This is a genomic window from Maribacter sp. 1_2014MBL_MicDiv (genome assembly GCF_001865655.1).
GTDB classification, from domain to species: domain Bacteria; phylum Bacteroidota; class Bacteroidia; order Flavobacteriales; family Flavobacteriaceae; genus Maribacter; species Maribacter dokdonensis.
This window is the reverse complement of record NZ_CP011318.1, coordinates 1,523,011-1,544,297: the sequence shown is the minus strand read 5'-3', so window position 1 is coordinate 1,544,297 and position 21,287 is coordinate 1,523,011. Positions and strand designations below refer to the sequence as shown.

The window sequence follows — 21,287 nt, the reverse complement described above, 5'->3', positions numbered from 1 at the left end:
CTTAAATAACGTATTTTCAACCCGTTAATGGTGCTTTTATGAGTAAAACTAAATTATTGGGTCTGGTTTTGGGTCCTGTTTCCTTTATACTTATTCTGTTCTTTTTTCGTCCCGAAGGTTTGTCCGTACAGGCAAATGCCGTATTGGCATCTACCATTTGGATAGCTATTTGGTGGATAACCGAAGCAATTCCTATTGCGGTAACTGCATTGCTGCCCTTGGTGTTGTTTCCGTTATCAGGTGGCTTGGATCTATCGTCAACATCTGGCGCGTTTGGTCATAAGTATGTCTTTTTATATATGGGGGGCTTTATAATCGCCATTGCAATAGAAAAATGGAATCTACATAGAAGAATAGCGCTGAATATTATCAATTTAATAGGTTCTGATATTAGAAAGATAATTTTAGGTTTTATGATGGCAACTGCATTTTTGTCCATGTGGATCTCCAATACGGCTACGGCAGTGATGATGTTGCCCATTGGCTTGGCTATAATTAAACAATTACAGGACAACCCAGATACCGTAGAAGATGAAAACCAGACCTTTGGTAAGGCATTGATGCTGGCAATAGCCTACAGTGCATCTATTGGTGGTGTTGCAACCTTAATAGGTACTCCGCCCAATTTAGTGTTGGCAGGGGTGATATTGGATACCTATGGTTATGAAATAACGTTTATGCAATGGTTTGCTTTTGGTTTGCCTATTTCCATTATCCTAATTTTTATCTGTTGGAAATACTTGACCAAATATGCCTTTAGCTTTAAACAAAAGTCTTTTCCTGGCGGGAAACAAGAAATACAACGCTTATTGTCAAGTCTTGGCAGTATAACATATGAAGAAAAGATTGTTGCCTTGGTATTTGCCTTGACCGCATTCTGTTGGATTACACGGTCAGTTTTATTACAAAAACTGCTACCAGCGCTTGATGATACCATAATAGCCATATTTTTTGCTATTGTGTTGTTTTTAATTCCTTCAAAGAAAAAAGGTGAGCAATTGATCAACTGGGAAGAGGCGGTAAAAATGCCTTGGGGAATTATTCTACTTTTTGGAGGCGGTATGGCCTTGGCCAAAGGTTTTGAATCTAGTGGACTTGCCGAGTGGATAGGTAGTCAAATGACAACTTTATCGGGTCTACCAATACTTATACTCATATTGGTATTGATAGCTTCGGTCAATTTTTTAACCGAGATAACCTCTAACTTGGCTACGACCGCAATGTTACTGCCGGTATTGGCGTCAATGGCCTTGACCATAGATGTGCACCCTTTTTTATTAATGGTAGGGGCGGCGGTTGCGGCATCATGTGCTTTTATGTTGCCGGTTGCCACACCACCCAATGCCGTAGTCTTTGGTTCTGGTTACCTGCGAATTCCGGATATGGTAGGTAAGGGTTTATTTATGAATATAATTTCTATTTTTATATTGACCTTTTTTGTATATTTTATTCTCCCAGAATTATGGGATATCTCAATAAATAGTTTCCCCCAGAAATTTAAATAAATGAAACTATTACTAATTCCAGATAAATTTGAAGGCTCTCTAACGAGTGAAGCTTTTGCAGATGCATTTGTTTCCGGTATGAAAAAATTAGGGAAGCCTTTTAGTGCCCAATATATTAAGGCAACCGATGGTGGAGAAGGGTTTTTAAATACCGTAGCAAAATATAGGCCATGTATTTCTGTTGATGTAATCAGTGAAAACCCAAAAGGAGAGCCAATACGATCGTACTACCTATATAATAAGCAGAGTAATTCCGCATATATAGAATTGGCAAATACTTCTGGTCTGCAATTGTTGTCCTATGATGAGCGAAACCCAATGCTTACTAGTACTTATGGAACAGGATTACAAATAAAAGATGCTATAGAGAAAGGTATTAAACATATTTATATAGGTCTTGGCGCAAGTGCTACCAATGATGGTGGAATTGGGATAGCCAGTGCTCTTGGATATGATTTTTTAGATGATAAGGGAGAAGTGCTAATGCCTTTGGGGTCAAGTTTGCCATTAATTAAATCCATAGATGAATCTAGAGTTATAGCACAATTGAAAGATGTAGACATTTTTATGGTACATGATGTTGCTAATCCATTATTTGGTAAAGACGGTGCAGCTTTTGTTTATGCAAAATATAAAGGGGCAAGCGAAAATTCTATAATGGAATTGAATAAGGGTTTAATAAGGCTGAACAAAGTAGTTTCAGAAAAATATAAAGTATTTTATAATGATTTGCCGGGTGCAGGGGCTGCGGGTGGAGCAGCTTTTGGGTTGAAAACGTTTTTAGGTGCCAAAGGTTTGGGAGCCATGGACTTTAGTGTTGAATTGTCTGGATTAAAACAACTATTGAATCAAGAAAAATTTGATTATATCATAACTGGCGAAGGTAAAATAGATGAGCAAAACCTGAACAGTAAATTATTACAAGGAGTAATTAAACTTGGTAAAAATTATAAAATTCCGGTAATCACAATTTGTGGAGCACTACAAATATCAAAAGATGCTTTAAAGAATAAAGGTGTTTTTGATGTATTGGAAATACAAGATACCAGTAAGGATCTTGATTACAATATGAAGAATGCCGCCCAACTTTTATCCGCTAAAACTGCAGAATATTTCATCTAAAAATTAGTAAAAAAAAGTCGTTTTTTTATTTATTTCTTAAAATTTTAAGGTGTAAATAACAATAATGCAATTATAATACGTTATTGCTTTATAATGTGTATTGAAAAATATAAAGTGCCTGCGAATAATTTTCCTTTTTACTCAATCTTTAATTGAATTCGTATTTCTTCGTGAAAAGGTGCTAATTGGACTCTGAAAATCAGAGGTTCAGCTTTTATTTTTTTAGTTTTACACGAACAAATTTTCTAAAGCATGAAAAGCTCAATGACAAATGCGAATACCATATCCCTAAAAAATTATGGGATTACACACGCCAATTTTCATTATCAAGAAACCCCTGAACAGCTTCAAAAAGCAACTCTGGAAATGGACATGGGAGTTGAAACCAGTAATGGAACACTTGCGGTCAAAACCGGTGAATTTACAGGTAGGTCTCCTTTGGATAGATTTATAGTTAAAGATGATATCACAAAAGATAAGGTCTGGTGGGGTAATATCAATATTGCATTTGAAAAAGAAAAATTTGATGCACTATATACTAAGGTAATAGACTATTTAAACGAAAAAGAACTTTTTGTTAGAGATAGTTATGCTTGTGCAGATGAAGATTATAAATTGAATATAAGGGTCATTAATGAGTATCCTTGGTCTAATATGTTTGCGTATAATATGTTTTTACGACCAACCGAGACCGAATTGGAAGATTTTACTCCGGAATGGACGGTAATCAATGCACCTGGCTTTATGGCAGATCCTGCTGTTGATGGTACAAGACAACATAACTTTGCTATTTTAAATTTCACCGATAAAATTGCTTTGATCGGTGGTACGGGTTATACGGGTGAGATTAAAAAAGGAATTTTCTCTGCATTGAACTTTATTTTACCGGTATATAAAGAAACATTGCCAATGCATTGCTCGTCAAATGTTGGTGAGGATGGTGATACAGCAATCTTTTTTGGACTATCAGGCACGGGTAAAACAACCTTGTCAACTGATCCCAATAGAAAACTAATAGGTGATGATGAACACGGTTGGACCAGTAGAAATACCGTTTTTAATTTTGAAGGCGGTTGTTATGCCAAGGTCATTAACTTGTCTGAAGAGCAAGAGCCAGAAATTTATGGTGCCATTAAGCCAGGGGCAATTCTGGAAAATGTGGTTTTAGATGATAAGGGTAATGTTGATTTTTCAGATACTTCAATTACTCAAAATACAAGGGTGAGTTATCCAATTCATCATATTGATAATATTCAGCAGCCATCAATTGGTAAGAATGTGAAGAATATTTTCTTTTTGACTGCTGATGCTTTTGGTGTGCTACCTCCAATATCTAAATTAACTCCTAGTCAAGCTGCATACCACTTTATTTCTGGTTATACGGCAAAGGTGGCAGGTACAGAAGCTGGTGTTGTAGAGCCGGTACCATCATTTTCTGCATGTTTTGGAGCTCCGTTTATGCCTTTGCACCCAACTAAGTATGCAGAAATGCTAAGTAAGAAAATGAAAGAGTCTGGTGTAGATGTATGGCTAGTAAATACGGGTTGGACAGGTGGTCCATATGGAGTGGGAACTCGAATGAAATTAAAGTATACAAGAGCAATGATCTCAGCTGCCTTAAGTGGAGAGTTAGGTCTTTATTCTTATGATAAATACCATATACATTCAGTATTCGGTGTTGCGCAGCCAAGGGAGTGTCCTGGGGTACCAACATCGGTTTTGAGTCCTAGAGCTACTTGGAACGATGATGAAAAATATTACACCACTGCGTTTAAGTTAACAAATGCTTTTAGGGAAAACTTTAAAAAGTTTGAAAGTTATGCCAGTGAAGAAATAAGAAGGGGCGGACCACAACGGTACGCGTTTTAGGAGATAAAAAAAAGCCTTGCATTGCAAGGCTTTTTTTATGTATGTAGTTCGTTATTTGTTAACGCTCATAATATATTTCTGTAACGCCATAGTCATAGATGGTGTTTCTGGCGTTGGGGCTTTAATATCTATTCTTAACCCTGCGTCTGTTGCAGCATCTACCGTAGAATTTCCAAATACGGCTATTCTAGTATTTTTCTGGTCAAAATCTGGAAAGTTCTGTAGTAAAGATTCAATACCGGACGGACTAAAGAAAACTAAAATGTCATAATAAACATTTCTTAGATCGGACAAGTCGCTTATAACGGTTTTGTAAAAAATTGCTCTTTTCCAATTGATGCCTAAAGATTCTAATGTTTCTGGCACATCTGGCTTTAATACATCAGAAGAAGGAAGTAGGAATTTTTCATCTTTGTACTTTTTGATCAATGGTACCAAATCGGCAAATAATCTTTTTCCAACGTATATTTTACGTTTTCTATAGACCACGTACTTTTGAAGGTAATAGGCAACCGCTTCAGATTGGCAGAAGTATTTCATTGAATCTGGCACTTTAAAGCGCATTTCATCCGCAATTCTAAAGAAATGATCTACTGCATTTCTACTGGTTAAGATAATCGCAGTAAAATCGTTCAGATCTATCTTTTGCTGGCGAACTGTTTTTGCGTCAACTCCTTCTACATGAATGAACGGTCTAAAATCAACCTTTACTTTCTCTTTGTCGATAAGCTTGGAATAGGGGGAGTTTTCCATTTTCGGCTCAGGTTGAGAGACCAAAATCGTTTTTACTTTCATATGCTGCACTATTTTAGAAAGCTTCCCATAATAACTAAGGGTGCAATTTCGAGTGCGCAAAGGTACAAAATAAAATAGAAAAAATAGGTGCTTATAAATTTTTGATAGTTGTTCAGAACTGTTATCCAACCAATTATATTGATAACTAAAAATAAAATTAAAGCTATGATTATGATAATTTTTGAGTCTATAAAAACATAAGCTAAAAATACGTTGGCTATAAACAGAATAATGCCAGAATAATTTAAGTAAGTTAATTTCTTAAATATCAGCTCGTTAAACGTATTGTATGAATTAAAAATGAATCCGTTAAAAAGCTGAGCCATGGTTTTTGTACCAATAAATAAGAAAACCCCTGCAAGTAGTAAAGGAAAAATATATGGGTTTTTTGCTTCGGTAGGATTAAAATAAGAACGCCAAATAAAAAAAATAAAAAGTGTAGAATTGATCACTTGAAACACGCTCATTAGAAAATGAAACCAATTAAACAGTTTTTCTTTCTTGGTGTACATGCTAATGTACTTGTTATTGAACGGTAGTATTATAAAATTTAAAAAACGTGGATAATAGATGCTTTTTGCAATTATAGGGAACAAAAGACTAGCCATAAGGGTTATGGTAATCCAATCGGTTTGTCCAAATGTTCTTGCAATGGGTTCCATTATTTTACGGGAATTGGTTTTCCGTTTAGACCGTATAAAAGGTCATTTTCAGAAATCACAACCCTAAAGTAGCCAATATTTTCTGTTTTAGTTTTTGGTAGCTGAAATTTAAATACCGTAGTATCTTGCTTTTTCAAAGTTGTAATGTCATTAAGCAAAGTTTCTGGGGATATTCGTAAGGTTTCTAATGGATGTTTATAGTTATCCATGTACGTCACGGCAAATTTCAGTTTTTTAAGGTCTATGTCTTCTTTGTAAGGATTATATACTTTTAGGTCTATAGCCTTATCCGTATGCAATTTTACCTCATCATCTTCAATAATACAATCTAATTTGCGGTATGATTGAAAGTTAGAAATGTATTTACCTTTGTAGAGTCCGCCATCCTCTCTTGTATAGGTAAATGCAGGGTTATTTAAATATTTAGAAACATAGGCAACATCTTTACCGCGCACTTGCTCTTCTGTATCGTTTATAGAATATTGGTTTTTACGGTACATAAAGTTGTTTAAGGAAAACGTAGGTGTGCCATTTGTATAAAATGAATACATGGGGGCGTTTCTGTACGAGTTTTCAAATACTACCGGTATGTTACCAACCTCATCTTCAATGGCTTTTGCCCATTCTTTATTGCCGTGGCTTTCATAATAGAAATTAAAGAGCAAGGGCTGGTAGGCAAGTCCCATTCTCAAATAAAGTATTAAAACGGTATTGATGAGTCCTAATCTAAAAATCCAGGTTAAGGCTTGTTTGTTTTGTAGCATGTAGTTAAAAGCAATAACTACAAGAGGTATACAGACAATGATGATCCATTGTGTTTGTACTCTTCTATTGAAGCTAGAAATAAAGAAGAAAATCAAAACTCCGTAAGTAAGATATATTAGAGCTTTATTAAAGAGATCGTTGCCTTTGGTTTTAAAAAGTGCCTTATAGATAAAAGGAAAAGTTAGACCAAAGATAGCAACCAAGTTTACGAGAAAACCTAAAGTGTATTTTTCAAAACTATAGGCCGCATTGGGGCGTTCGTATAAATGATATTTAATGGATACAAAATCATTTTCATAAAGCCAGTAAAAATGAGGGGCATAACAACCTAATGTAACTATGACCGCTAACCAAGCATATTTGTTGGTAGTAAGTTTTAGGTTTGATAATAGCACAAAGAAAATTACCAAAACGGCATGATACTTACTGTACATTAACGCGGCCATAAAAACACCCATTAAAATAGCCAGTACCCAAGTGTTTTTTTTGATGAAATGCTTATATGTCAACAAAAAACAACTTGTAAAAAATAAGAGAGGCGTATCTGGTAGGGTGAAAAAACCGTAGGCATTTAGCAGTGTCATGGAAAAAACCAGAACAAAATAGTGGGTAATGTAATCGTTCTTTTTTGGATTGTCTATCATTAACCACAGTAGAATAATATTGACGGCAGAAAGAATGCAGCTCATAAAGCGTACGCCAAGCTCACCATTAAAAAAGAAACTGCTGAGTTTTACCAGTAGGGCCACCATTGGTGGATGATCAAAATAGCCCCATGCCATTTTTTGGCTGTAATACCAGTAGTAAGCTTCATCAAAAATGAGTTGCGTAAAACTAGATTGAACAAGGTTTAGAATGAAAATTGCAGCCAAAAAAAAATAAAACTGCTTGGGTATTTTAGTCAACATTTGCATAAAGTACTAAGTGGTAAAATTACAAATTTAAGACTACCTACCTAGTTTAAATATTTCATAAAGATATTGTAGGCCATTTTAAGACGACTTTTAAAACCTTACTTTTGTCCAAACACCTAGAATTATCTTATGTCCAGTAGTATAGTAATCATACCTACTTATAATGAAATAGAAAATGTAGAGGCTATAATTAGGGCTGTATTTGTGTTGCAGAAAGAGTTTCATGTACTTATAGTAGATGATAATTCGCCAGATAAAACAGGAGATTGCGTTCGTGGACTGCAAGAAGAGTTTAAAGGAAGACTCTTTTTAGAAACTAGATTGGAGAAATCTGGTTTAGGTACTGCTTATATTCACGGTTTTAAATGGGCAATTGCAAAAGGCTACGATTATATTTTTGAGATGGATGCGGATTTCTCGCACACTCCATCAGATTTGTTAAGGCTTTTAAAGGCTTGTGAGAACGGGGCGGATCTTGCAGTGGGGTCTCGTTATAAAAAAGGGGTGAATGTGGTGAACTGGCCTTTGTATAGGGTGTTGTTATCCTATGGTGCATCAATTTATGTAAAGTTGGTCACCGGTATGCGGGTAGATGATCCAACAGCGGGTTTTGTTTGCTATAGGAGAGAGGTGTTAGAAGCTATTAACCTAGACTCGGTTCGTTTTGTAGGCTACGCATTTCAAATAGAAATGAAATTTAGGGCGTACTTAAAACATTTTAAGATAGAAGAAGTTTCCATTATTTTTAGAGATCGGGTATTGGGAAAATCAAAAATGAGCTCGTCAATCATTAGTGAAGCGATTTGGGGAGTGTTTATAATGAAAATGAGAAGTTTATTTCTGAAAAATAAGTTTTAAATATGGGTAAAATAGTATTGAAGAACGGTACAATAGTTAATGAAGGAATAGTACAGGAAAAAGATATTCTAATAGTTGATGATGTAATTTCAAAAATAGCCGATGATATTTCTGATGCGGATGCAGAGGTCATAGATGTTGCCGGTATGCATATTTTACCGGGGGTCATAGATGATCAGGTACATTTTAGAGAACCGGGCCTTACCCATAAGGGAACTATAGCAACAGAAAGTAGAGCGGCACTTGCCGGCGGTATAACTACGTTTATGGAGCAACCCAATACTACGCCGCAAACAACTACCATAGAGAAATTGGAAGAAAAGTTCGCAACTGCATCAAACTCGGCGTATGCAAATTATTCTTTTCTATTTGGGGGAACCAATGATAATTTAGAGGAATTAAAAAGACTTGATAAAAATGCCTGTTCGGGAATAAAGTTGTTCTTAGGTTCTTCAACGGGTAATATGTTGGTAGATGATGAAAAAGTCATTGAAAACATATTCAGTAATACAGAGATGGTCATTTCTGCACATTGTGAAGATGAAACGACCATACGTGAAAATCTTGCGAAGTACAAAGCGGAGTACGGTGATGATATCCCGGTAGAGATGCACCCTATTATACGAAGTGAAGAAGCATGTTATTTGTCTTCATCAAGAGCAATTGCATTAGCTAAAAAAACAGGGGCAAGGTTGCATGTGTTTCATTTGTCTACCGGAAAGGAAACTGATCTGTTCCGTAACGATATTCCGTTAGAGCAAAAGAAAATTACGGCAGAAGTATGTATACATCATCTTTGGTTCTCAGATGCTGATTATGCAAATAAAGGAACACTGATCAAGTGGAACCCAGCGGTTAAAACTGCTAAGGATCGTGATATGCTCTGGAATGCCTTGCTAGATGATAGAATAGATGTAATTGCAACAGATCACGCACCTCATTTATTAGAGGAAAAAAACAATGTTTATACTAAGGCACCTTCTGGCGGACCTTTGGTACAACATGCCTTGAACGCAATGCTTGAAAAGGTCAAGGACGGTACCATTACCTTAGAAAAAATGGTACAGAAAATGTGCCATAATCCTGCAATATTGTTTCAGATAGAAAAACGAGGGTACATTCGTGAAGGCTATTATGCAGATTTGGTAGTAGCTAATTTAAATAGCCCTTGGACGGTAAGTAAAGAAAATATCGCTTATAAATGTAAATGGTCTCCTTTTGAAGATACTACGTTCTCATCTAAAGTGGTACATACTTTTATCAACGGTCATTTGGGATATAGCAATGGTGCGTTTTCTGAAAAACGAAATGCAAAAAGACTTACATTCAACAGATCATGAAACAGTTTCTATTTCTAACGCTAGGTGTGTTGTTATTTTCTTCTTGCGCGGAGGAACTTATTGAAAAACCGGATAATTTAATACCAGAAGATAAAATGGTCACCATAATTAAAGATATGGCCATTGTTAATGCCGGTAAAGCTACAAATCTTAGTAAGTTAAGGGAAAACGGTATAGATCCAACGTCTTATATCTTTAAAAAGTATGAGATCGATAGTGCACAATTTGTAAATAGCGACAGGTATTACGCATCTAAACCACTGGTTTATGAAACTATGTACAAACAAGTGGAAAAAGAATTGGAAGAGCAACGATTAAAATTGGAAGCAGAAAAAAAAGTACGTGACAGTATGAACCAAGCAGAGAAGGTTAAAAAAAATATTGACCTTAAAGAGAAAGACTCAACGATGATCAAGAGTGTTCAGCAATAAATAGCTTTGATGAAAAAGTAATCTGCTCGTCCAAGCTCTCAAAATCGGTTATTATGACCTGTTTAATTTTTGAGTTGTTGAAAATACTAGGGTGTTTTAAACCGTAAATGGTATTTTTAGTAATGGTTCTGTTGCTACCGGTAAATATTGTTTTTAATTTATCCAGTATTCTTCCAATATTCAATTGCCAAAACTTAAGTAGTTTTGTGGGAGGTCTTTTTCCCATGGTCAAGGCAATTTTATGCAGTACGTCTTTATATGAAAGGTTTTCGGCCACTAGAATATAACGCTCACTATGAATATTAGAATTCATTAAAGTCGTCATTATCGTTACAACATCTGTAACGCTAATAAAACCAGAACCTCCAGGAGGGTAGTAGTTATAGCCTTTAGATGCTGTTTTGAAAAAAGAACCGCTGCCGGAATCCCAAAATCCCGGACCAAGAATTACGCCGGGGTTTACAATGACCACATTTAAATTTTCTTGTGCGCCGCGCCATACTTCCATTTCTGCAAGGTGTTTTGTAATGGCATAAGGGTTGGCGTTTTGTCGGGTCCAATCGGTTTCTTCGGTTGCGGTTTCTCCGTTGAGTGTTCTTCCAATAGTGCCTATGGTACTTACGTGGCATAGCTTGTTGATACCCGCAGCAATACAAATGTTTACAATATTGGCGGTACCTTCTCTATTAACTCGTTCCAATTTTTTGAAATCGGAAGGGTCAAAAGAAATGAATGCGGCACAATGATATACTTGGGTGATATTAACAATTGCATTCTCTAAAGAGGGGATATCTAAAATATCGCCCTGGATCCATTCAATTTGGTTGAAAAGGGAAAGGGAATCATCCGTGTAATAACTAAAGATTTTTTTTACTTGAGAAAGTTTGTCCGCAGATCTATATAAAGCCCTGACCGCAATATTTTCCCTTGTCAATTTCAGTAGCAAATGCGACCCCACCAAACCTGTGCCTCCTGTGACTAATACCATAATTCAAATTTAGGAAATACAGGTGGATAAATTCATGCTTTAAACTTCTGGGTACTGGCAAGAATTCCATTTATATTTGCAGTTCAATTAAAATTAAGCAAGAAATGACAAATTTTGTCAAAGAATTACAGTGGCGCGGTATGTTGCATGATGCAATGCCAGGAACAGAAGAACATTTATTGGAAGATATGCAGTCCGCTTATGTGGGTATTGACCCAACGGCAGATTCTTTGCATATAGGTCATTTGGTGGGCGTAATGATGTTACGTCATTTTCAACTGGCAGGGCATAAACCTTATGCATTGATCGGTGGCGCTACGGGTATGATCGGTGATCCATCTGGTAAATCTGCAGAACGTAATTTGCTTGATGAGAAAACGCTACGTCATAATCAAGAGGCATTAAAAGAGCAATTATCTCGTTTCTTGGATTTTTCAGGAGACGAAGAAAACGCTGCGGTATTGGTCAATAACTATGATTGGATGAAGAACTTCTCGTTTTTGGAATTCATTAGAGATGTCGGTAAGCATATTACCGTAAATTATATGATGTCTAAAGACTCTGTAAAGAAACGTCTTTCAGCAGAATCAAAAGAAGGCATGTCCTTTACGGAATTTACTTATCAATTGGTACAAGGGTATGATTTTCTTCACTTGTATAAAGAGCATAACTGCAGCCTTCAAATGGGCGGTAGTGATCAGTGGGGCAATATAACCACGGGTACAGAATTAATTAGAAGAATTGCCGGTGGTAAGGGGTATGCCTTAACCTGTCCGTTGATTACAAAGGCAGACGGTACTAAATTCGGTAAGACAGAAGGCGGTAATGTATGGTTAGATGCGGAAAGAACATCACCTTATAAATTTTACCAATATTGGTTGAATACCTCAGATGAGGATGCGGATAAATACATTAAAATATTTACTTTCTTAGGTCAACAAGAAATTGAGGAATTAATTGAGCAGCATAAAGAAGCACCACATTTAAGATTGCTTCAAAAGAAATTGGCAGATGAAATTACCGTAATGGTACATTCCCAAGATGATCTTGATAATGCGGTAAGGGCCAGTCAAATTCTGTTCGGTAAATCTACGGCATCGGATTTAAAGGGGCTGAACGAAAAAACGTTCTTGGATATATTCGAAGGTGTACCGCAAGCGGAACTTTCTAAATCTGAGTTGACAGACGGATTAGATATGATAGGTGCATTGGCTGCTAAAACAAACTTCCTGGGGTCAAATGGTGAAGCAAGAAGAGAATTGAAACAAAATTCTATTTCGGTAAACAAAGAGAAGGTTAAAGAAGACTTTTTAATTACTGAAGATGATTTGATCAATAATAAATTTGTGCTTTTACAAAGAGGAAAGAAGAATTATTTTGTATTGGTTTTCAATAACTAAATGAAATCGTTTTTTGGCATGGAATAATTCTTTAAGTATCCCCTTAGTTATTAAAATAATTAAGGGGATACTTCGTTAATAAGCATAAACCCCTGAATTATGATCAAGAAGTATATTTCCATTATCTGTTTATTTGCCATTTTTTCTTCATGTGACAAATTAGATGAACTTACAAAGTTTGATATGGAATATAGTCAACGTGCTACCATACCATCTTCTGCGGGCATAGATTTACCTTTTGATGTTTTTACGCCAGAAATGGAAACGAACTCAGAATCTACTTTTGAAGTAAACGATACTAGAAAAGATCTCATAGAGGAAATTAAGCTCACCGAGTTAGAATTGGTGGTCATCTCTCCTGATACTGCAGATTTTAGTTTTTTAAACTCTATAGAGGTTTATATTTCGGCAGATGACCTAGAAGAAATTAGAATAGCTTACTTAGAAGAAGTGCCTGAAGATGCAGGCAATGTAATAACATTAGATACCTCTGATGCTGATTTAAAAGAGTATATCAAGAAAGATCAATTCAGTCTAAGGTTAAATACTGTAACCGATGAATTAATGAGTACCGATCATGAATTGGAGGTGAACTCTACGTTCTTTGTAGACGCCAAAATTTTAGGTCTTTAATAATTTAAGATTGCCTTAACGCAACGTTATGGACACTAGGGTATCTTGTAATTACTTACAAGTCTTGGTGCTATGAGAAATTATACAATTTATATTTTTTTAATAGTTGCATTGGCTTCTTGTGCCAGTGATGATGATTATGGTTTAGCATCTACACAATTTGTGTTTTCAGAACAAAAATGGGTGTTGACACAGATGTCCGGAAGTTTCCAAAATTCTGAAACTAAGGGCGAGGATATGGAGTGGCAAGAGTATTATATTTTCTCTCCAGAAGGTACTTTTGTAAAATCTAGAACTGTGGAAGAAGAGATAGTGGAGGCAACCGGAAGTATTGAGGTTTTAGAATACGATGACGATCCAAATCATTATTTAGAACTTACTTTTGAAACAGGGAAAGAGTTAGCCGGTAACTGTACGGGCGATAATAAAGAAATACTGATCTACAGAAGTTCAACTGAAATTTCTAGTTTATGGATGGCCTGTGATGGTCCTGGGTTAGATTATCAACTGGTCAAATGATTGTTATTGCACAGTATTTTCAATGAATGATTCTGCTGTTATGGATTTGCTTTTGTTGTAAGTTGTAACAAAAGTATGTTTGACCCGATCAGAATATAGAAAATATGGTATCCAAATAGCGGCAGATAGTGCAGCCCTAAAAATATCAGAACCAACAGTTGGGTCCGGTATACCAAATTGATTCAATAAAAAACTTTCCAATAAAATGATAACTAGGTTGCAACCGTAGAAAATCATAATCATAATTGGTGTACAGGTTCGTTTTTTAAATAGCAGAATTATAGTAAGGATTACGAATACTAAAAATGTAAAGTTGTAAAAAAGTTCCATACCTAAATACAACTTTAAAAAGCCTACATTGTCATAACCAGCATATTCAAAGCCTTCCCAGATACTATTGTTAAAATATCCGGTGTCAAATATTTGAGCTAAGATGAGAATTGGAGTAAGAACTATACCGATAATGGGCAAAATTAACCACCCGCCAAATGGTTGTGCAGGTAAAGCTGCAATTTCATTATTTGGGTTGAAATTTTTGAAAATTTTAAATGCAAAAAACATGCTTATGGCAATAGCCGAAATTGCTATGAAAACTGAAAGCCAGCTAATGCCAGATGTGGCAGTGTTATAGGTATAGGTTAATTGAGTGCCAATATCTTCTCTTACCTTGTCAAGGCCTTTCAAAAATGTCTCGGTTTCTTTTGCGGGTACTATATCTGTTTTTAGTTCATAACTATAATCTATAGTGACCATATTACCGTTAACATTAATACTTTTCTTAAAGTTATAAAAATCATTATCTATTACAATGTCTTTTAAATCTATGTACCAAGGTTCTGGCATTAAAATACGGGTTACTTGGGTAAAGCTAAATGGTATGCCGGCATTGTAGGGCATATTTCTCTTTAATGAATTGTTGTAACTAACTAAACCATCTAACACCAAAGAATTGGTGTCGAAATAAATGGTTTCTTCTCCCTCAATTGTGTTCCATAATTTTTCAATGGAATAATGTTCATTTGTTGTAACTATATTTTCATAAGGTCTTGTTTCGTCTAATAGGCTCACCTTGCCGCTAGAACTTATATTAGGGTAAAGGTTACTATAAAAACTTAAGTATTCTTTATTGATGTTTTGTTCGGTATTATTTTTAAAGTATGATCTTATCTCGTCGGCTTTACTACCAAAATATTCAGTTTTAACATCAAATTTTGCATTGCCGCCTATAGAATCCAATGTAATATCTTCTACTATATGGATCTTTGGTTTCGTAGAATTAGGTATTTCTTTAAGTTGGTTACTACCTTCTTTTAATACCAATCCAAATTTATAATTAGGCGTGGAAAGTCGATAAAGGTCTCCGCCTTGGTTGGCTATTGTAGGGTCTACAAAATACTCTTTGTCATCGTGTTCAAAATAGACGATACAATGATCAAAAATAAAGTGGTTAGGAGCATATTCATTTAAATGATCATTTGATCCGCTGTCAACTAAGATTGGATAAGCGTCCACTCCTTGTTGTTGCAGTAATGTAGATAATAGCATTGATTTGTCTTTACAATCACCGTACCTGCGGTTCAATACATCATATGGTTTGTGCGGTTTAAATGCACCTACACCGGCCTCAAAACCTAAATATCTAATCTCATCTTGTACAAACCTGATTAGCTTTACAATGACATCTTGTTTAGAATCTAAGTTTTTGTCAATTGTAATAGGCAGTTTTAATGGCGTCCTTGGTATTTGGTAATGCGGTGTTAGCAATTCAGAAACATCTTTCCAGCTATTAAAAGTTGAAATGGAAATTCTTTTTTGCACGTTATACCAATACGGGGTATTGCTATCGTAAATTACAAATTCATTGCTATTGTTTTCCCAGGAATATTCTGTCCCAAAACTGGTATGTTCAATTTTAGGCTCATTGGCCCCATTTAATAATTTATAAAATATTGGGTTGTTTTTATCTGTTAAGATCTTACTGTATATTTTATTGACGGGTATAGTGTATTCCTCGTAAACTAAATTAGCGTAATTTCCTTTGTTTATAGGGTTGTAACCTTTTAAGGTGTAAGCATATTCAACGATATCACCAACTCTTATGTCCGATAGATTAATTACCGCAGTTAAGGAACCATCATATAATGAGCGCTCTAAATTGGTCTCTCTTTGGAAAGTATTAATAGTTGCGTTTTGTAGCTTATCTATTTTTTCACCATTACGAATAACTTGTATTTTGTGAAAAGCTATAGTTTGATATGCAGGGTCAAAAACAGCATTTATGTCAGACATTTCTTGAATGCCTTCATTGTTTAAAATTTTAACCGCATAATGTATAAATTGCTCTTTTTGAACTAGATTATCCTGATAATCTAAAACCAGATATTTGTAAGCACCCTCATTATTAGGTTCTTTTTCTTCTTGGTATATAATTGGGGTTACCCAATTTGGAAGAGGTGTTTTTTTTACTTTTTGTGCATTAATAGTAATGCTGAATATTAGATGTATGAAGAGATAAGTATAAAAGCGCATTAACATTTATTTACCGTAAATATGTTAATACACAACGTCTTGGTTTTATAAAACGTATAATTAAAAATTATTTGAACAATTAAAGTACCATAAGGTTACAGCCACGTACATCACTATTATCAAACCTACCGATTATTTCAAAAGTACCATCATGATTGATTTTTCCAAGGTCTTGTGTGGCAATGAACGAGCAAGAATTGATATTGGCAAGGTCAATGACATTGATTCCGCCAGATTTACCGTTCTTTAAATAGGTAAGCGGGTCTTCAGTGTCCCTTACCAAAATTTTCATCCAAGAAGGGCAATCAAAAACACCGTTACCTTTAGAGTAGGCTTGAGAAAGTAGTTCTGTCATTCCATATTCAGAATGTATGTGTGGTACACCAAAACCTTTAGAAAGTAGTTCATGTAATTCTTGTCTTACGATTTCTTTTCGGCGACCTTTCATGCCTCCGGTTTCCATTACTACTGCATTCTTTAAGTCTAATTGATACTGCTCTGTAAACTCCAGTAAAGCAAAAGATACCCCAATGATCAATATTTTGGTATCTGTTTTTTGTAGCTCACCAAGTAGCTTATAAAGCTGTTCATATTCATATAGAAAAAAGCCACTTTTTGGGTGCTTTGATTTTTTGATCAAATCATCTGCCATATAGATCAGTGAAGATCCAGTACGTTCCAAATAAGAAGGTAAAAGGGCAAGCACACAATAATCTTCAATATCACCATAAAAATGATTGAATGCCTTTAAATAGCTTTCTTCATATAGGTTAAGATCGGTAACATGATGTTTACTTGTTTCACTTCCTGTAGTACCACTACTGGTAAAGGTTATTTCTGCAGCATCAGTTGAGCTGAGAACACTTTTAGATTTGAAAAACTCAATGGGCAAAAACGGAATCTGTTCTAAAGTTTGAACAGCATTGGGGTCTGTATTTAAATAGGAGCAAAAAGCTTTGTACACTGGGTTGTGCGTGTGTTGAAACTTAAAAATACGCAATGCATGATGTAAAAAATCATCTGCCGTGCGTATGTCAAAAATAGCATTGTGTTCCATGGTTCTTGCCTATGGGGACAAAGGTACTGAACCAAATTATTTTTATGTATTTGTACCGTAATTAAGTAAGCTTTTATTTCACCACGAGTTTACGGGTAATAGATTTGTTGTTTTCGGTCACTTGAACAACATATACGCCTGGTGAAAGTCTTGAAATATTCAATGCTTTGGCAGATAGTTTATCGGTCAATACTAATTCGCCAAAAACATCATATACTCTAATTTCCTTTAAAGAGTTCTGTTGCGTAGTAACATAAACAACATCTGCAATTGCCGGATTTGGGTATAATTTGAATCCGGTAATTTCATCATTGTCCAAGTTGTTGATGTCTATGGTGTCTTGGGCATATAAACCAACGGAGACTACCATAAATAGCATTAAGTAGATTTTCTTCATTTTGTATTGATTTGGGATCAACACTATAAAGGTATGTAGAAGTGTAACTAGAACACTGAAAATGTTGTGAAAGGTAAATTTATGTAGGTCAATGAAATAGCCTTTGCATTTCATCGTAAATAAGTGTATTTAACCGATGGTGATTTGTTAGAAAAGTTGTGGATAGTAGGGGCTAAGTTTACTTTACGATCAACTTACGTGTACACATTTTGTCCTTTTCAAGAACACGTAATACATAAACGCCCGCATCTAAATCAGATAGATTTAACTCCTTGCCTAGGATGGTCGTTTTTAATAACAAGGTTCCAAAAACGTCATATATGAAAATTTCTTTTGGAGCGTTGAGATTGGTAGAAATGTAAACTTTACCTGTGGTAACCGGGTTGGGGTACATGGTAAAACCACCTATATCACCATTGCTTTGGGTACTTTGCCCATAGCAGAAGGAAGTAAATATAAAAAAGATGATTAGGTAAAGGTGCTTCATACGCTACTACAATACAAATTGTATACCACAAATATATAAATATTGATGACTGAATGTCAATGTGGTAGACCCTTTCTTCTAAATTTTTCGATGAAATGCAAAAAAGCCCGCAATTTGCGGGCTTTTTAATTTTACTCTTATTATGTTTTAGAATTGGTAGCTGTAACCTAAAGATATCGCTTGACCAGGATATCTTGAAGAAAATATTTGATCTTGGGCGCCAAATGACTGATAAACACTTTCAAATTTATCATTTAAAATATTTTCGAACTTCAATGATATTTTGCTGCTGTTGTCCTTGCCAAATTCTTTGCTTAAATTAAATTTTAAATTGTGAAATGGTAATGTGTACACATCTGGGATATCACCGTTACCAACAATTTCTAATGTTTTACCTTGAACATTATAGACAAGACCACCTTGCCAGCCATTGTCGTTATTGTCATAGCTGAAGCCTACATTTAATAAAAGGGGAGATTGTCCTTGTAATTGTCTATAATCATCCAGTGTTTCGCCAGTTCTAAGGTTGTCACGTCTTGCTGCCTCTTCATCTTCGCTATACGATTGTTGTGATTCAATAACCGAAATGTTAGCATTAAAAGAAAAATCTTCCCATCCCGGTATAAAGCCCATATTTCTTCTGAACTCAACTTCGGCACCAAATACTTTTGCATCACCTAAGTTTAAGGGAATAAATTGACCTCTTGCCTCCCTGATAAAAGTTAGTTCAATAGGGTCGTCAAAAGTTTTGGCAAAACCACTAATGGCAAAAAAGTTTGTTCCTTCACCGTAAGCTTCAAATCTAATATCATAGTTATTGATATAAGTTGGTTGAATATCAATATTACCGATAAAGAATGTACTTGAAACCGGGTCAAAGATTTGGGCATTTGAAGCTTCTTTAAAGGAAGGTCTTGCTGTAGTACTAGAGAAAGATGCTCTAATTTTCTTATTTGCCTCTTCATTTAATTCGTATATGAAATTAGCAGAAGGAAAAAAGTCAGCTTTGTCTAGAATATTTACATTATCAAAAACTTCACCATCTTGATTTTCACCTGTGTAATTAAGGTCGAATTTTTCAAACCTTACACCGACAATAGCGTTGAAACGGTTGGAAAATTTAAATTCGTCACCAACATACCCTGCCCCAACTGTAATCTGTGAGTTGAAAGAGTCGGAAATGTTAGAATCACGTCTAACATATGTTCCTTCTCTTGTTTCAGGGTTATAAATATTCTCAGGAGCTAAAACTAAATCTGCATTACCTCCAAAGTTAAGGCTGTAATTACCTGATTGCGATTGAATTGGAGTGGAAAATTGGTTAACTACAAAATCTCTTTCTTTAATAGTATATGCACCACCAAATTTAAGCTTTGCATCTCTACCAAATAATTGATGCTTTCGGGTTAAGTCTAACTTACTGGCAACATTGTATTCTTCTAGATCTCTCCAAATTCTACTTGGGTCTCCAGATTCACTTGGTGAAATGGTATAACTACCCGTTTCAGGATCAAATCTAAAAGGTGTAGTCCTAAGATCCTTATCGTAAATTTTTGAAAAAGTTGGTGATACCTTCCAAGATACTTTCCAGGAACCGTCTTCATTTGTGTGCTCACCATTTAATAAAATATTGGTGATAGATCGTTGAGTATAAGTTAATACATCTTTGAAAATGGTATTAGAGTTAACATTAAAGTTATCTTGCCTAAGGTAAGAAGCGCTAGATTCTCCATTTTGAATATGAAGTACGTTTAATTTGTATTTAGATTGTAGGCTTTTTAATGAAATTCCTGCAAGACCACTGATTAGTACATTATTAACACCTAAGTTTCCTGACTGTGTTCTATCATCGGTCAATTCAAGTACAGATTTATCTTGATCTTGTTTTCTAAAAACCTGTCCACTAACAATGTCCTCGTAAAATTCGGTATTGTTTTTATAGGTTAGTGAAGCTAAATAGCCTAATTTTTTACTACCATCTTCATTAAGGTTGTATTGATTGCCAGCAGTAAAGCCTAAGTTGAAGTCCATGCCGCTCTGTTCTTCAAGTGCCTTTAGGTTAGGCTCCAATAATCTTGTCAATGCAGCTGATCTATTACCGTCTGTAACAGGTAAAGGGGTTTCAATATGTTGTGGTATTGCCAAATCTCTTTGACCATTATCAAAACCTAATGCATCTGTTGGGCTACCATCATATTTTAAATAGTTGTTTTTAAAATGCATGCTAGAGTTATAGCCCAAGCCTGCAGAAAAACTATACTCTGCTCTAGATGGAAAATCTTTAGTGACGATATCAACTACACCACCTGTGAAATCTGCAGGTTGGTCAGCAGTTGCCGATTTAACAACAATAATATTATCAAGAATATTAGTTGGGAAGATATCTAATTGCAATGTGTTTCTATCTGGATCAAGACCAGGAACATCAACACCGTTCAAAATAGATTTGGTGTAACGGTCGCCCAATCCACGTACGTAAACAAATTTACCTCCTTGAACAGAAACGCCAGGTACTGCTTTTATGGCACTGGCAATATCACCTGCACCAGATTTTTTAATACTTTGAATGGATAAGCCATCTAAAAGTGCTACCGAATTCTTTTGTAGATTTAAAACGGAAGCTTCTGTATTCTTACTAACGGTTGTAGTAACAACAACCTCATCCAATGCGTTTGCAAGTGGATTCAATGTAATATCTATAATTTGTTCGGCACCGGGTTTAACTATAACCTCTGCTACCTCCTTGGTTTCGTAACCTAGATAAGAAAAAGTAACGGTATAGGTGCCTGGCTCTACATCTAGAACATATTTTCCATCAAAATCTGATGTAGTTCCTTTTGTTGTTCCTTTAATAAGAATATTGGCAAAAGGTAAGACGTCATTAAATTCACCGTCATTCACAGTTCCTGATATTATACCTTCTTGTGCAGATATAATTTGTACGGAAAAGATGGTCAGTAAAATTAATAATAACTTGAGTTTCATAAGTAATGAATTGAAAATGTTAAAAAGAAAT

Annotated in this window: 18 protein-coding genes; 9 read left to right on the top strand and 9 right to left on the bottom strand. The window is 35.3% G+C overall.

Annotated elements, in window-relative coordinates:
- Positions 1-38 precede the first annotated feature (38 nt).
- From YQ22_RS06320 to pckA, 3 genes are all read left to right on the top strand, one after another.
- Positions 39-1,505: an SLC13 family permease gene (locus YQ22_RS06320; protein ID WP_071340504.1), complete on the top strand. Its 1,467-nt coding sequence runs from the start codon at positions 39-41 to the stop codon at positions 1,503-1,505.
- The gene (locus YQ22_RS06315) at positions 1,506-2,627 is read left to right on the top strand and encodes a glycerate kinase (protein ID WP_071340503.1); all 1,122 of its coding nucleotides are present in this window, start codon (positions 1,506-1,508) and stop codon (positions 2,625-2,627) included.
- A 252-nt stretch (positions 2,628-2,879) separates the two neighbouring features.
- Positions 2,880-4,496 (top strand): phosphoenolpyruvate carboxykinase (ATP), encoded by a 1,617-nt coding sequence (gene pckA / locus YQ22_RS06310; RefSeq protein ID WP_071340502.1) that lies wholly within the window; start codon positions 2,880-2,882, stop codon positions 4,494-4,496.
- Between the two features lie 51 nt (positions 4,497-4,547).
- Here the strand turns inward: pckA and YQ22_RS06305 are convergent, their stop codons facing one another.
- Genes YQ22_RS06305 through YQ22_RS06295 form a run of 3 tightly spaced genes read right to left on the bottom strand, consistent with a single transcriptional unit; the run spans position 4,548 to position 7,626 of the window.
- Positions 4,548-5,291 carry a uroporphyrinogen-III synthase gene (locus tag YQ22_RS06305; RefSeq protein WP_058104930.1) on the bottom strand — a complete coding sequence of 248 codons (744 nt, stop codon included), beginning with the start codon at positions 5,289-5,291 and terminating at the stop codon, positions 4,548-4,550.
- An 8-nt stretch (positions 5,292-5,299) separates the two neighbouring features.
- Positions 5,300-5,899, bottom strand: coding sequence for a DUF4271 domain-containing protein (locus YQ22_RS06300; protein ID WP_232231391.1), 600 nt, complete (start codon positions 5,897-5,899; stop codon positions 5,300-5,302).
- 53 nt (positions 5,900-5,952) lie between these two features.
- Positions 5,953-7,626 (bottom strand): ArnT family glycosyltransferase, encoded by a 1,674-nt coding sequence (locus YQ22_RS06295; protein WP_071342520.1) that lies wholly within the window; start codon positions 7,624-7,626, stop codon positions 5,953-5,955.
- A gap of 135 nt (positions 7,627-7,761) precedes the next feature.
- On the opposite strand from YQ22_RS06295, the gene YQ22_RS06290 reads away from it, so the two are divergent.
- Genes YQ22_RS06290 through YQ22_RS06280 form a run of 3 tightly spaced genes read left to right on the top strand, consistent with a single transcriptional unit; the run spans position 7,762 to position 10,261 of the window.
- Positions 7,762-8,490, top strand: a complete 729-nt coding sequence (locus tag YQ22_RS06290) for a polyprenol monophosphomannose synthase (protein ID WP_058104932.1) — start codon at positions 7,762-7,764, stop codon at positions 8,488-8,490.
- Positions 8,491-8,492: 2 nt separating this feature from the next.
- Positions 8,493-9,830 carry a dihydroorotase gene (locus YQ22_RS06285; protein WP_071340500.1) on the top strand — a complete coding sequence of 446 codons (1,338 nt, stop codon included), beginning with the start codon at positions 8,493-8,495 and terminating at the stop codon, positions 9,828-9,830.
- Positions 9,827-10,261 carry a DUF4296 domain-containing protein gene (locus YQ22_RS06280; RefSeq protein WP_071340499.1) on the top strand — a complete coding sequence of 145 codons (435 nt, stop codon included), beginning with the start codon at positions 9,827-9,829 and terminating at the stop codon, positions 10,259-10,261. Before YQ22_RS06285 ends, YQ22_RS06280 begins: the two co-directional genes overlap by 4 nt.
- Here the strand turns inward: YQ22_RS06280 and YQ22_RS06275 are convergent.
- On the bottom strand, positions 10,242-11,249 hold the full coding sequence (locus YQ22_RS06275; RefSeq protein WP_071340498.1) for an NAD-dependent epimerase/dehydratase family protein: 1,008 nt from the start codon (positions 11,247-11,249) through the stop codon (positions 10,242-10,244). The two genes, YQ22_RS06280 and YQ22_RS06275, sit on opposite strands and share 20 nt — an antisense overlap.
- 104 nt (positions 11,250-11,353) lie before the next feature.
- Between YQ22_RS06275 and tyrS the strand changes: the two genes are divergently transcribed.
- From tyrS to YQ22_RS06260, 3 genes are all read left to right on the top strand, one after another.
- The gene (gene tyrS, locus YQ22_RS06270) at positions 11,354-12,649 is read left to right on the top strand and encodes a tyrosine--tRNA ligase (protein WP_071340497.1); all 1,296 of its coding nucleotides are present in this window, start codon (positions 11,354-11,356) and stop codon (positions 12,647-12,649) included.
- Between the two features lie 99 nt (positions 12,650-12,748).
- Positions 12,749-13,282: a hypothetical protein gene (locus YQ22_RS06265; RefSeq protein WP_058104937.1), complete on the top strand. Its 534-nt coding sequence runs from the start codon at positions 12,749-12,751 to the stop codon at positions 13,280-13,282.
- A 72-nt stretch (positions 13,283-13,354) separates the two neighbouring features.
- Complete coding sequence (locus YQ22_RS06260; protein WP_071340496.1) at positions 13,355-13,801, top strand: hypothetical protein; 447 nt, start codon at positions 13,355-13,357, stop codon at positions 13,799-13,801.
- A gap of 3 nt (positions 13,802-13,804) precedes the next feature.
- Here YQ22_RS06260 and YQ22_RS06255 read toward each other — a convergent pair whose 3' ends face one another.
- From YQ22_RS06255 to YQ22_RS06235, 5 genes are all read right to left on the bottom strand, one after another.
- Complete coding sequence (locus tag YQ22_RS06255) at positions 13,805-16,330, bottom strand: DUF3857 domain-containing protein (protein WP_198033519.1); 2,526 nt, start codon at positions 16,328-16,330, stop codon at positions 13,805-13,807.
- 79 nt (positions 16,331-16,409) lie between these two features.
- Positions 16,410-17,387 (bottom strand): LuxE/PaaK family acyltransferase, encoded by a 978-nt coding sequence (locus YQ22_RS06250; protein ID WP_071340494.1) that lies wholly within the window; start codon positions 17,385-17,387, stop codon positions 16,410-16,412.
- Between the two features lie 73 nt (positions 17,388-17,460).
- Entirely contained in the window at positions 17,461-17,784 is a 324-nt protein-coding gene (locus YQ22_RS06245; RefSeq protein WP_058104941.1) for a T9SS type A sorting domain-containing protein, read from the bottom strand.
- Positions 17,785-17,962: 178 nt separating this feature from the next.
- The gene (locus YQ22_RS06240) at positions 17,963-18,271 is read right to left on the bottom strand and encodes a T9SS type A sorting domain-containing protein (RefSeq protein ID WP_058104942.1); all 309 of its coding nucleotides are present in this window, start codon (positions 18,269-18,271) and stop codon (positions 17,963-17,965) included.
- 147 nt (positions 18,272-18,418) lie between these two features.
- Positions 18,419-21,256: a TonB-dependent receptor gene (locus YQ22_RS06235; RefSeq protein WP_071340493.1), complete on the bottom strand. Its 2,838-nt coding sequence runs from the start codon at positions 21,254-21,256 to the stop codon at positions 18,419-18,421.
- Positions 21,257-21,287 lie beyond the last annotated feature (31 nt).

Coding starts and splice junctions, on each gene's coding strand:
- YQ22_RS06315 (WP_071340503.1), top strand. CDS start 1,506: ATGAAACTATTACTAATTCCAGATAAATTTGAAGGCTCTCTAACGAGT.
- YQ22_RS06250 (WP_071340494.1), bottom strand. CDS start 17,387: ATGGAACACAATGCTATTTTTGACATACGCACGGCAGATGATTTTTTA.
- YQ22_RS06235 (WP_071340493.1), bottom strand. CDS start 21,256: ATGAAACTCAAGTTATTATTAATTTTACTGACCATCTTTTCCGTACAA.
- pckA (WP_071340502.1), top strand. CDS start 2,880: ATGAAAAGCTCAATGACAAATGCGAATACCATATCCCTAAAAAATTAT.
- YQ22_RS06265 (WP_058104937.1), top strand. CDS start 12,749: ATGATCAAGAAGTATATTTCCATTATCTGTTTATTTGCCATTTTTTCT.
- YQ22_RS06275 (WP_071340498.1), bottom strand. CDS start 11,249: ATGGTATTAGTCACAGGAGGCACAGGTTTGGTGGGGTCGCATTTGCTA.
- YQ22_RS06255 (WP_198033519.1), bottom strand. CDS start 16,330: ATGCGCTTTTATACTTATCTCTTCATACATCTAATATTCAGCATTACT.
- YQ22_RS06280 (WP_071340499.1), top strand. CDS start 9,827: ATGAAACAGTTTCTATTTCTAACGCTAGGTGTGTTGTTATTTTCTTCT.
- YQ22_RS06300 (WP_232231391.1), bottom strand. CDS start 5,899: ATGGCTAGTCTTTTGTTCCCTATAATTGCAAAAAGCATCTATTATCCA.
- tyrS (WP_071340497.1), top strand. CDS start 11,354: ATGACAAATTTTGTCAAAGAATTACAGTGGCGCGGTATGTTGCATGAT.
- YQ22_RS06320 (WP_071340504.1), top strand. CDS start 39: ATGAGTAAAACTAAATTATTGGGTCTGGTTTTGGGTCCTGTTTCCTTT.
- YQ22_RS06240 (WP_058104942.1), bottom strand. CDS start 18,271: ATGAAGCACCTTTACCTAATCATCTTTTTTATATTTACTTCCTTCTGC.
- YQ22_RS06285 (WP_071340500.1), top strand. CDS start 8,493: ATGGGTAAAATAGTATTGAAGAACGGTACAATAGTTAATGAAGGAATA.
- YQ22_RS06260 (WP_071340496.1), top strand. CDS start 13,355: ATGAGAAATTATACAATTTATATTTTTTTAATAGTTGCATTGGCTTCT.
- YQ22_RS06290 (WP_058104932.1), top strand. CDS start 7,762: ATGTCCAGTAGTATAGTAATCATACCTACTTATAATGAAATAGAAAAT.
- YQ22_RS06245 (WP_058104941.1), bottom strand. CDS start 17,784: ATGAAGAAAATCTACTTAATGCTATTTATGGTAGTCTCCGTTGGTTTA.
- YQ22_RS06305 (WP_058104930.1), bottom strand. CDS start 5,291: ATGAAAGTAAAAACGATTTTGGTCTCTCAACCTGAGCCGAAAATGGAA.
- YQ22_RS06295 (WP_071342520.1), bottom strand. CDS start 7,626: ATGTTGACTAAAATACCCAAGCAGTTTTATTTTTTTTTGGCTGCAATT.